This is a genomic window from Terriglobales bacterium (assembly GCA_035624475.1).
Taxonomy (GTDB): Bacteria; Acidobacteriota; Terriglobia; order Terriglobales; family Acidobacteriaceae; genus DASPRL01.
The window spans coordinates 1-10,762 of the sequence record DASPRL010000202.1; the positions used below are offsets into that span (position 1 = coordinate 1).

At 67.6% G+C, this 10,762-nt stretch carries 10 protein-coding genes and 1 rRNA gene; 2 read left to right on the forward strand and 9 right to left on the reverse strand.

Annotation, left to right across the window (positions count from 1 at the left end; translation table 11 throughout):
- Positions 1 to 365: ribosomal RNA gene (locus tag VEG08_08260) — 16S ribosomal RNA — on the reverse strand; the annotation flags it as partial.
- A gap of 677 nt (positions 366 to 1,042) precedes the next feature.
- On the opposite strand from VEG08_08260, the gene VEG08_08265 reads away from it, so the two are divergent.
- A complete protein-coding gene (locus VEG08_08265; GenBank protein HXZ27976.1) occupies positions 1,043 to 2,440 on the forward strand; it encodes a class I SAM-dependent methyltransferase in 1,398 nt (465 codons plus the stop codon).
- Here VEG08_08265 and VEG08_08270 read toward each other — a convergent pair.
- The 8 genes from VEG08_08270 to VEG08_08305 all read right to left on the reverse strand — a co-directional run bounded on the left by VEG08_08270 (position 2,433) and on the right by VEG08_08305 (position 8,822).
- Positions 2,433 to 3,137 (reverse strand): cupin domain-containing protein, encoded by a 705-nt coding sequence (locus VEG08_08270; protein HXZ27977.1) that lies wholly within the window; start codon positions 3,135 to 3,137, stop codon positions 2,433 to 2,435. The genes VEG08_08265 and VEG08_08270 overlap by 8 nt on opposite strands.
- 45 nt (positions 3,138 to 3,182) lie before the next feature.
- A complete protein-coding gene (locus VEG08_08275; GenBank protein ID HXZ27978.1) occupies positions 3,183 to 3,692 on the reverse strand; it encodes a transposase in 510 nt (169 codons plus the stop codon).
- Between the two features lie 100 nt (positions 3,693 to 3,792).
- Complete coding sequence (locus VEG08_08280) at positions 3,793 to 4,110, reverse strand: cupin domain-containing protein (protein HXZ27979.1); 318 nt, start codon at positions 4,108 to 4,110, stop codon at positions 3,793 to 3,795.
- A gap of 46 nt (positions 4,111 to 4,156) precedes the next feature.
- Positions 4,157 to 4,876, reverse strand: coding sequence for a hypothetical protein (locus tag VEG08_08285; GenBank protein HXZ27980.1), 720 nt, complete (start codon positions 4,874 to 4,876; stop codon positions 4,157 to 4,159).
- Positions 4,873 to 5,613: a polyprenyl diphosphate synthase gene (uppS, locus tag VEG08_08290; protein ID HXZ27981.1), complete on the reverse strand. Its 741-nt coding sequence runs from the start codon at positions 5,611 to 5,613 to the stop codon at positions 4,873 to 4,875. Before uppS ends, VEG08_08285 begins: the two co-directional genes overlap by 4 nt.
- Positions 5,614 to 5,663: 50 nt before the next feature.
- Positions 5,664 to 6,026, reverse strand: coding sequence for a transcriptional regulator (locus tag VEG08_08295; GenBank protein HXZ27982.1), 363 nt, complete (start codon positions 6,024 to 6,026; stop codon positions 5,664 to 5,666).
- The gene (locus VEG08_08300; protein ID HXZ27983.1) at positions 6,016 to 6,636 is read right to left on the reverse strand and encodes a hypothetical protein; all 621 of its coding nucleotides are present in this window, start codon (positions 6,634 to 6,636) and stop codon (positions 6,016 to 6,018) included. The genes VEG08_08295 and VEG08_08300 overlap by 11 nt, the downstream gene beginning before the upstream one ends.
- 98 nt (positions 6,637 to 6,734) lie before the next feature.
- Positions 6,735 to 8,822 carry an HD domain-containing phosphohydrolase gene (locus VEG08_08305; protein ID HXZ27984.1) on the reverse strand — a complete coding sequence of 696 codons (2,088 nt, stop codon included), beginning with the start codon at positions 8,820 to 8,822 and terminating at the stop codon, positions 6,735 to 6,737.
- A gap of 305 nt (positions 8,823 to 9,127) precedes the next feature.
- On the opposite strand from VEG08_08305, the gene VEG08_08310 reads away from it, so the two are divergent.
- Positions 9,128 to 10,762, forward strand: a 1,635-nt coding sequence (locus tag VEG08_08310) for an ATPase, T2SS/T4P/T4SS family (protein ID HXZ27985.1), incomplete at its 3' end; no start/stop codon positions are given.

Sequence of the window (10,762 nt, forward strand, 5' to 3'; positions counted from 1 at the left end):
AATTCCCCACTGCTGCCTCCCGTAGGAGTCTGGACCGTGTTTCAGTTCCAGTGTGGCCGTGCGCCCTCTCAGGCCGGCTACTGATCATCGCCTTGGTGGGCCGTTACCCCGCCAACTAGCTAATCAGCCGCGACCCCCTCCTCGAGCGTCTTACCCCTTTGACCTCCAGCCGTTTCAGGCCGGGGTGTTATGCGGTCTTAGCCCCGGTTTCCCGGAGTTATCCCCCACTCGAGGGCAGGTTAGTCACGTGTTACTCACCCGTTCGCCACTGTACTCATGGGATTGCTCCCACTTTCTCGTTCGACTTGCATGTGTTAGGCACGCCGCCAGCGTTGATTCTGAGCCAGGATCAAACTCTCGTTTGAAACCTGATTCTCCGGATCTCCCCAGCCCGAAGGCTGAGAAGATGGGAAATACATTGTGAGATCGCTCGGACTTGGCCCGAACACCTTCCTCTCACGACTGGCACGTTCAACCTGTTGTCAAAGACCGAATCGCCTTCCGCCTGAGCGGCGCGCTTTCAGTCCCTACCGGCTCCTCACACAAGGTGAAGCACCGGCGGTCCTCGAAACTCGTTTCCTGCCCGGCGGGCTCGACGCTTTCGCGGAGCACTGCGCGCGGCAGGGCGCTTCCGGGGCGCTCCTTCCTCAGGGCGCACAATGCCGGAAGCGGCTCAAGTTCTAAAAAGATCTTCGGAGGTCTTTCAACCCTTCAGGGAGCTTGTTTCCTGGGAAACGTCCCCGAATTCAAACCCCGTGGCCGGGGCAATTTTTCAACTTGCTTATTGTATCAGATGTTCCCGGAGTCCGCGAAGACGCAAAACCCCTCACGCCTGATGCCACGTCTCAATTGTCGACTTCTTTTATACCAGCCTTCCCCCGTTTGCGCAAGTGCTTGATTTGACTGCACCAATCCTGGGGCACCCAGGGGGTTAACCACAGAGGACACAGAGGCCACGGACGGGACCGAATCCCTTAAGATCGTGTGCATCCGTGGCAGGTTTGAAGTTCCCCGGCCGCGATGGGACAATCGCTGGCGGCCCATGGACTACCGCCACGAGCAGAGCTTCCTCCGCCGCAGCCGCCTGCTGGGGCTGCTCGCGGGCGCGCTGGTGCTGGCCGCCGCGGCCGCTGCTCTGCGCGTCGCGCCGCCGGGGAAGGCGCTCACCATCGCGGTCGTGCTGATCGCGCTGGCCCTCGCCGCCTCCCTCTTCTATTCGCCCGACTACCTGCACTTCACGGTGAACCCGGAGAAGCGCCCGCGCTGGCAGACCAAGATCCGCTGGCGGGTGCTGGCGGCTGCGCTGATCCTGGGCTCGCTCCTGGCGCCCAATGTGCGCAGCGGCCTCGTCCTGTTAGGCGCGCTGGCCTGGCTGGCCGCCGCCAACCTGCTGGCCAAGCTCGCGCTGCCCGCACGCTGGTTCGCCGCCTATTTCTGGACGACGGATTTCCTGCTCCTCGCCGCCCTGCTGCTGCTGGCGCGCCTCGATCTCTTGCTCGCGGCTGCGCTGCTCGCCGCGGCCGCGCATCTTTCTATCATCATAGCCGACGGGAACCCGTTGCCCTGGGCAGGCGCCATGCTGGCCTGGAGCGGGCTCCTTCTTCTCGCCGCCGGCCTCCAGCGCGGGACGCCGTGGCCGGGGTGGCTCCCGCCCGCCGGCCTGGTGCTCGTCTCCGCCCTGGGAACCGGCCTGCTGGTCGCGCGCGTCCAGCGCCACCATGCCGCCAACATCGCCGCCGCGCTGCGCGACCTCGAGGACTTTACCGGCTACGACGCCGCCCGCATCCGCCATCTGTGGGCGACCAGCAATCAGGAACTGGCGCGCGCCTGGCAGCAGGCCGCCATCCCCGAAACCGACCGCGAGCGCATGGCCGCGTGGTACCGCGACCACTCCGAGCTCTACCTGTTCGCCATCTCCGCCTACAACCTGGAGTACAAGCGGCTGCGCTCCAACCTGCGCGCACTGGCGCTGGCCCGCGGCGCCTGCCTCGACTACGGAGCCGGCGACGGCGAACTCATCCTGGAGCTGGCACGCCGCGGCCACCCCGCCGCCTACTTCGACGTGGACGGCGTCACCAAGAAGTTCGCCCGCCACCGCGCCCAGCGCCTCGGACTGGCGCTCGACTTCTTCTCTTCCAAAGAAGAGCTCGCGCGGGCCGCTCAGCAGCGCCGCTTCGATACCATCTTCTCTTTCGACGTGCTCGAGCACATCCCTGACCTGGCGGGCGAACTCGACTTCCTCTCTTCGCTGCTCGCCCCCGGCGGGCTCTTCGCCTTCGACGTTCCCGCGGGCTCCACCCGCTCCCATCCCATGCACCTCAACCACGCGCTCGACGTGCGCGCGCACCTGCGCCGCAAGGGAATGCAGGAAGGACGCAGCCGGCTGGCGCGCCTGTTCGCCAAGCGCGACCAGCACCGCTTCCGCGCGCCGTCTACTTGAATTGCAGGGTGATGAAGCGGCAGCTCTCGGGGCCGTTGATCAGCCGGTGCGTGATCCCGGCGGGCACGTACACCGCGTCTCCCGCCTTGATGCGGCGCTCCACCGGCGGCTGGCCCTCGATCTCGTCGGTCATCTGCACGTCCGTGACCGCCACCACCATGTGGTCGGTGGAGTGGGTGTGGCGCATGGTGGCCGCGCCCGGCCCCATGGTCACGTCGGAGACGCACACCTTGTCGGTGCAGAACAGGTAGCGCTCGGCGATGCAGGCGGTTTGGCTGCCGGGATTGCAGTAGCGCGAGGGCGGCTCCGTGGCGGGCGTGGCCGCTCCCTGCGCCCGCAGCAATTCGATGGTCACGTTGCGGAAGGGCTGGTCGGAAAGATTCACGATCTTGTGCGCGAAGCCGCCCTTCGACCAGTGCACCTCGCCGTCCTCCAGCTTCAGCTCCACCGGCTCGCGCCCCACCACCTCGTTGCGGATGTCGCTGGCCCCCAGGCTCACGAAGATGTAGTCGTGGTCGTGCTGGTGGACCAGGGTAGCGGCGTGCGGCGCCGCTTCCACCTGGAAGACCCGTACCTGGTCGTTCTCGATGTACAGATGGTGCGAAGGCTCGGCGGTGATGGCCACCGGATGGTCCGCCGTCTGCCCCCACAGCGCCAGGCTCACGAACGCCACCAGCAGCAACCCTTTGCGATTCATGCTTCTCCTCGCGATACCCGTGTGGCACAGCCGACTCGGCTGTGCCTACGTCTTCCTCTTCCGTAATGCCGGCACCTGTCGAGGATCGAACGCCTCGACCCAAAGCCACTTGTACTGCCCCGCGCGGGAAGCCAATCCCCGGCGTACAGGATTCTGCTGCAGATACTCGATCTTGTCGTCCAGGCTCTCTTCGCTTCGCTCCACGTGGTCGAAGGACTCATCTTGCCACACCGCGCCCTCCTCGCGTCGGAGTTTGTTGATGCGATGGGCGCTCACGCTCTTGATGGGGTGCAGAATCTCCGCGAAGGTGAAGCTCTCGCCCGCATCGTCACGCAGAGGCGTCAGTAGCATGTGGACGTGTTCGGGCATGACGACCACCGCGTGCACTCTGCACTTCCGGCCATGCGGATAGAGGCAACAGGCGAGCACCAAGTCCCGCGCCTTCGGTGACAGAGGCCGGTATCCCATGGTGTGAAAGGTGATGAAGTGGGCGCGATCGCTCTTCTCCAAGTGCGGCAGGTTCCGGCGGTATTCGTACATGCGTCGCAGCTTCATAAACGCACAGCCGAGTCGGCTGTGCCACACGGTCGTGCCTGGCCCCGTCAGTGTGGCACAGGCGACACCCCACTTGTGTGGCACAGGCCACCGGCCTGTGCTATTTCACCTCGACGATCAGCGCGCGGAAGGGCTCGCTGCCCTGGTTGTGGACCTGGTGCGCGAAGCCGCCCTCCACGAAGAGCACCTGCCCGGCCTCCAGGTGCCGGACCTGCTCTTCTCCGTCGCGCCGCTCCCGGATCTGCGCCCGCGCCAGGATGAGGAAGACGTAGTCGCGCTCGTGGCGGTGCGCCCAGGTCTCCTCCCCCGGCGGGATCTCCACCCGGAAGACGCGCACCGCGTCGTTCTCCATCACCAGATGATGAAAGCGCTCGCTGCTGACGTCCATCAGCAGTGGCCCGCTCTGTGTCTCGGCCATGGCGCCGCATTGTACAAGGTTTCGCGGCCGCCCGGCCCTCTCGCGGTCAGCCGCCCAGGCGGAACCAGGTCTTGGCGTGCAGCCAACTGGATTCGTTGCCGATGAGCAGCGCCGGCGCCGCCTGCGAGACCAGCAGCCGCGGCGCGCGCGTCTCCGCCGGCAGGTCGAAGACCAGCACCGTGGTGTAGGACGTATCGGGCAGCAGCGGCTGGGCGAGCGGCGTGGATCCCACTCCCGACTCCGCCAGCGCCTGCTCCGCTTCCCGCGACTCCGGGAAGCGCCGCCCTTGCTCGTCCACCACCTCCACAAGGCGCGCGTCCGGCGTGAGCGGCGCCGTCTTGGGACGCCAGGGAGCGGTGGTGCTGCCGTCGAACCAGGTGCGCAGCGTGACCACGTAGTAGGTCCCGCGCGCCGAGAGCGGATGCGCCGGACCGCCCACCGTCTTCTCCTGCTTCACCTCCACCACCGCGTAAGCGGCGTGGCAGTCCATCGCGCACAGGTACTTGTTCTCGCCCGACGCCAGCACCGTTTCGCGGCTGGCAAGGGAGAACCCCACCAGCACGGCCAGGTAAGCCACCATCACCGCCAGCATGGCGACGGCGGTGCGCCCCGCCCAGCGCCAGCGCCGCCGGATCACGAAGCAGAGCCCCGCCGACGCTCCCATGGCCAGCAGCAGCGCCGTGCCCAGGTAGAGCAGCACCGCCAGGTGCGCTTCCAGGTTGCCGTCCAGGTTCATGCCCGCGGGTCCGAAGATCGCCTCTTTCACGGCAGGCCTCCTTGCAAGCCGGCTCCGTCCGAGCCGGTCATCTCGGTCTTGATCATGCCGTAGCGCCGGTCGCGGCGGTGGAAGGCGGCCAGCGCCGCCTCCAGGTCGCGCGGGCGGAACTCCGGCCACATCTGCGGCAGGAAGAACAGTTCGGCGTAGGCGCACTCCCAGAGCAGGAAGTCGGAGAGACGCTGCTCGCCGCCGGTGCGGATCAGCAGGTCCACGTCGGGAGCGCAGTCGTCGTGCTGGGCGGCGGCCAGGCTGCGGCGGAAGTCCTCGCGGCCGCGCGGGCTCCCGCGGCGGCGAGCGGCGCGCACGATGGCGTCGCGCGCCGAATAATCCACCGCCAGGCGCAGCCGCAGGCGGCGCCCCTTCGCGGTGGCGCGCTCCGCCAGCGCGATGGCGGCGCGCAGCCGCGGCGAGAGCCGGTCGCGCCGCCCGATCACCGCCATGCGCACGCCCTCGGCGGCGCACTCCGCCTTCTCCCCCAGCAGGTACTGCTCCAGCAGGGCCATCAGCGCCGCCACCTCCTCCGGCGGCCGCCCCCAGTTGTCGCTGGAGAAGCCGAACAGGGTCAGCGTGTGGATGCCCAGGGCGGGCGCCGCCCGGATCACCGCCCGCGCCGCCTCCGCTCCCGCCCGGTGTCCCGCCACCCGCGGCAGTCCCTGGCCCACCGCCCAGCGCCCGTTGCCGTCCATCACCAGGGCCGCGTGCAATCCGTGTTGAGTACTTTGCATGGTAAAGTAATCGCTCATAAGAAAAGCCGGCGTCGCCGCCGGCCCGCCGCCTACCCCCGGGTCGCCCGGATCAAGCCTTCCATCTCGTCCAAGTACTTCTCCAGGGCGCGCCGCCCCGCCGCCGTCAGCCGGTAGTCGGTGCGCGGCGTCCGCCCCGCGAAGTACTTGCTGCAGGCGATGTAGCCGCCCTCCTCCAGCTTGCGCGCGTGCACGCTGAGGTTGCCGTCGCTGGCCCGCAGCAGCCGTTTCAGGTCGTTGAAGCTGAGCGTGTCGTTCACCGCCAGCGCGCTCAGTACGCCCAGCCGCATGCGCTCGTGGATCAGCCGGTCGAGCTGGGGGACGGCGCGCGTCGCCGCTGGACGCGCGATCCGCTCCGCTCTTCCCCGCTGCAGTGCCCGCGCGCTAGCCCCCATACTTCCTCGCGATCACTCCGCCGAAGATCAGATGCAGCCCGCCGAAGCCCGCCGCCATGAAGCCGTCGCCCCAGGCCGCGGGGGAAAACAGCGCCGCCGCTCCCAGGAACATGAAGGAGAGACCCATCACCGGGACCGCCTCCACCGACTGCGCGCCGCCGCTGACCACGGCGGCGCCATAGAGCAGCAGCCACACCGCCGGCAGCAGGCCCTGGAGGCCGGCGCGCTCCAGCACCACCGTGAGCAGCGCCCCCGCCACCATGGCCGGCAGGCAGCTCACCAGGAACTTGCGTCCCGGCCCGGAGAGCAGCGGAGTGCCGGTGGCGCGGGCCTTGCGCGCCATGGCCACCGCCCCGATGGCGGCCGCCAGCGCCGCCTCGCCCAGCCATACCCACAGCCAGGCGCGCGTGCCTGCGCGCGGCGCCGCCAGCCACGCCGCCGCCAGCGCCGTCGCGCCCAGCGCCACCGCACCCCATCCCGGGACGGCGGTGAAGGAGCCGGCGTTGCGCAGGGTCTCGCGGATGAACTCCAGGTCCTGGATGGCTTGCGCGGCGGGCGCGGAGGCCGCACCCCGGGGCCGGGGCTTGCGGCAGGTGGGCTGGGTCGCCATCAGCGCCATTCTACGGAGAGCAGGCTTTCTGTCAAGTACTTTGTTATGCAAAGTTCGGCAGACACTCCGACTGGCAACCGGGAACTGGGAACCGGGAACTAGTAAGGATAGGGCTCGATCTTCCAGCGCTCGAAGACCTTGGCGGCCAGGAAGATGCCGAACAGGTTGGGATCGAGTTCGCCGTCCTTGACGGCGTAGCCCAGGATCTCGAGGGCGCGCTCGGCGGTGACCGCGCGCTTGTAGGGGCGGTCGGCGGCGGCCAGCGCGTCGAAGATGTCGGAGATGGTCATCATGCGCGTCTGCACCGGGATCTCCGGGGCCGAGAGCTTGTAGGGATAGCCGCGCCCGTTCAGCTTCTCGTGGTGGCCGCGGGCGATGGCGGGGATGTTGCGGATCTCCCGCGTCCACGGGATCTGCTTGAGGAAGTTGAAGGAGTGGACCACGTGCGACTCGATCTGCAGGCGCTCGGCGTCGTCCAGCGAGCCCTTGCGGATGGAGAGCAGGCGCACCTCGTCGCCGGAGAGCAGCGGCTTCTCCCCGCCGTCGAAGTCCAGGTAGCTGCGCGCCGCGATGTCGAGCAGCCTCTCGAAGCTGCCCTCGGGCAGCACCGTAGGCTCGTCCGAGCTGAGCACCGTCTGGAAGTAGTCGTCCAGTTGCTTGAGCTGCCGGTTCAGCTTCTCATCGAAGACGGGAAGCTGCTTCAAGTAGTCTTCGCGGCCCTTGGCCAGCACGTACTCCAGGCGCGACTTCAGGGTCTCGCTCTCCAGGGTGCGCTTGACGAAGTGGAAGCGCTGCTGGATGAGCTCCAGTTGCGCCGGGTAGAGCTTCTTGGCCTTGACCAGCACCTCCTCGCGCACCCCCACCTTGCCGAAATCGTGCAGCAGGGAGGCGTAGCGGATCTCCTTCATCTCGGTGCGGGTGAAGTGGACGTCGGCGTAAGGCCCGTCGGGGGCGTGGTCCACCGCCTCGGCCAGCGCCACCGTGAGGTTGGCCACGCGGAAGGAATGGCCGCTGGTGGTAGGATCGCGGGCCTCGATGGCGATGACCGAGGCGCGCACGAAGCCCTCGAACAGCTTCTGGATGGCCTGGTAGAGCTGGCTGTTCTCGAAGGCCACCGCCGCCTGGCTGGCCAGCGAGGTCACGATCTCCTGTTGCCGCTGGCTGAACAGCACCACTTGCTCCACCACCGCCTGGATGGAGTTCAGCTTGCTCTCGCGCGCGCGCTTGGCGTTGATGAGCTGCACCACCCCCACCACCTCGTCCTTCTGGTTGCGCATGGGGACGGCCAGGATGGACTTGGTGCGGTAGCCGGAGTCCTCGTCGAACTTGCGGTTGAAGGTGTAGGGGACGCCCTCGGGCGGATGGTAGGCGTCCTCCAGGTTGACCGCGTCCCCGGTCAGGGCCACGTAGCCGGCGATGGAGTGGTCGCTGATCTCCATGGTGAACTCGCGGAAGGGGACCTCCACCGAGTCGTTCTGGGCCAGCTTGAAGCGCAACTGCTTGCGGGGCTCGGCGTGCTTGAGGGTGAGCGACCCGGTCTCGAACTCCTCCACTGGGCGCGCCGCCTCCGGCTTGGGGGCCTCCTCGATGGGCTCCACCAGGTAGAGCGAGCCCGCGTCGGCGTTGGTGATCTCGCGGCACTTGGTCAGGATCAATTCCAGCAGCTTGCCGGTGTCGTGCTCGGCGGAGAGCGCCGCCCCGATGCGGTTCAGCTCGTTGATCTCGCGGGTGGCCCCGGCCAGCCGCTCGTTCACCTGCTTGCGGCTCAGCAGCAGGTGGATGTGGTCGATGGCGTTGTCCACCATGCGCTCCAGCAGCGGGCTGGGGGTGGTGGTGGGCAGGTAGGCGTAGATGGCGCCGTCCATGCGCGGGTCCTTGAAGCGCGCGTCGGAGAGCGCCAGGATGCGCACGTTGGGGGCGCGTAGCGCGTCGTAGTTCTCGCGCAGCAGCTTTTCCGAGGCGGTGATGACCACCCGCTCCACCTCCCCGGAATGACTCCCCAAGCTCTCGAAGCTGATGCGGCGGTAGCGCTGCACTCCCAGCATGGCGCGCTTGCCGGCTTCGTCGCCCTCGAAGACCACCACCAGGGGCAGCGAGCGCGTGCCGGTCGTGGCGGCGGGAGCGGCCGCGGGCGGCGCGGCGGGCGGCTCAGCATTCCTGGCGGACGCGGTGGTTGGGGTGCTCATAGCCCTGTGGCCGGACATGGTTCTGGGGGAGGCCGGCTCCACCCTCCCACCCTTTCGCGGGAGCGGCGGCCTGCCGGCGAGGGCTAACTCTAGCACAAACCCCTCCGCCGCCGGGACAGGAAACGCCCCCGGGGGACTCCCCGCCCGTGTCAAACTGGTATATACTGCCGCGCCATCGCCTCAGCCTGTGCCTGCGCCGTGGCGGAGCCCGCAAGCGCCTCCGCCCGGCGGCGAGCCCCTTCCCCCGGAGGCCCGGATCGCCCTGGCGCCCGGCGGCCGGCGACGCACTCAGGAGAACATCCCACATGGCCACGCCCTCGTCCCCGAATCCCGGCGCCGGCTCCGCCGCGGCGGCGCCCACGTCCGCTCCGGCCGGCCAAGGTCCGGCGCATTTCCTGCAGCGCATCCAGCTCTTCAGCGCGCTCTCCATCGAGGAGTGCGGCCAGGTGGTGAAGCGCATGAAGCGCCGCGACTTCCCCCCCAACCAGGTCATCGTGCGCGAGGGCGCCCCCGGCAATTCCATGTTCTTCATCACCGCCGGCAAGGTGGAAGTGCGCAAAAAGGACCCCAACACCGGCATCGATTTCCTGCTCACCGAGATGAATCCCGGGCAGAACTTCGGCGAGATGTCGCTGCTGACCGGCAAGCCGCGCACCGCCACCGTCACCGCCCTGCAGCCCACCACCTGCGCCGTGCTGGAGCAGAAAGACTTCCAGGAACTGCTGCTGCAGTTTCCCAAGATCGGGCTGGCGCTCACCACCATCCTGGCCGAGCGGCTGGAGAACGCCTCGCAGCAGGTGGGCATCGAGTTCATCAGCCTGGCCAAGATGAACTTCGACGCGCGCGTGCTCACCCTCCTCCCCGAGGCCATGATGCTGCAACACCGCGTCATCCCCGTGGCCTTCGCCAACAATCGCCTCACCCTGGCCATGGTCAACCCCAACAATATTGTCGCGCTCGACGATGTGCGCCGCATCATCAAAGGAGTACTCGTGGAGCCCGTGGTGATCACGGAGGAAGACTTCAAGCGCTTCCTGGGCACTACCTACCGCGAGCTCATGAAGAAGGACGAGAAGAAGACCACCACCACGCTGGAGGTCTCCTCCAAGTCCCCGGAAGCGGTGATGGACCTGCTGCAGAGCGAGATTATCCGCGACCTGCAGATGACCGAAGACCTGGCCCTCAGCGAGAGCAAGGCCGACCTGATGTCCGCCTCCGAAGACGCTCCCATCATCCGCCTGGGCAACTCCATCCTGGGGCTGGCCATCAAGAAGGGCGCCAGCGACATTCACATCGAGCCCATGGAGAAGGACGTCCAGATCCGCTACCGCATCGACGGCGTGCTGCAGACCGTGCAGAACCTCCCCAAGAAGGTGCAGCTCGGCCTCATCTCCCGCCTCAAGATCCTCTCCAAGCTCGACATCAGCGAGAAGCGCCTGCCCCAGGACGGCCGCATCTCCGTCAACATGGAGGGCAAGCCCATCGACTTCCGCGTCTCCACCGTCCCCGGCAAGTGGGGCGAGAAGATCTGCATGCGCATCCTGGACAAATCCAACACCATGCTGGGGCTGGACAAGGTCATCGCCCACGAGCCCACCCTCAAGCTCATCCGCGAACTCATCAACCAGCCCTACGGCATCATGTACGTCACCGGCCCCACCGGCTCGGGCAAGACCACCACGCTGTACTCCGCGCTGGCCGAGATCAACGATCCCGGCATCAACATCTCCACCGCCGAAGACCCCATCGAGTACGACCTCGCCGGGGTGATCCAGATCCAGGCCAACAAGGACATAGGTCTGGACTTCGCGCGCATCCTGCGCGCCTTCCTGCGCCAGGACCCCGACGTCATCCTGGTGGGCGAGACCCGCGACAAGGAGACCGCCCACATCGCCGTCGAGGCCGCCCTCACCGGCCACCTGGTCTTCACCACCCTGCAC

Coding starts and splice junctions, on each gene's coding strand:
- VEG08_08265 (HXZ27976.1), top strand. CDS start 1,043: ATGGACTACCGCCACGAGCAGAGCTTCCTCCGCCGCAGCCGCCTGCTG.
- VEG08_08270 (HXZ27977.1), bottom strand. CDS start 3,137: ATGAATCGCAAAGGGTTGCTGCTGGTGGCGTTCGTGAGCCTGGCGCTG.
- VEG08_08275 (HXZ27978.1), bottom strand. CDS start 3,692: ATGAAGCTGCGACGCATGTACGAATACCGCCGGAACCTGCCGCACTTG.
- VEG08_08280 (HXZ27979.1), bottom strand. CDS start 4,110: ATGGCCGAGACACAGAGCGGGCCACTGCTGATGGACGTCAGCAGCGAG.
- uppS (HXZ27981.1), bottom strand. CDS start 5,613: ATGCAAAGTACTCAACACGGATTGCACGCGGCCCTGGTGATGGACGGC.
- VEG08_08295 (HXZ27982.1), bottom strand. CDS start 6,026: ATGGGGGCTAGCGCGCGGGCACTGCAGCGGGGAAGAGCGGAGCGGATC.
- VEG08_08300 (HXZ27983.1), bottom strand. CDS start 6,636: ATGGCGACCCAGCCCACCTGCCGCAAGCCCCGGCCCCGGGGTGCGGCC.
- VEG08_08305 (HXZ27984.1), bottom strand. CDS start 8,822: ATGAGCACCCCAACCACCGCGTCCGCCAGGAATGCTGAGCCGCCCGCC.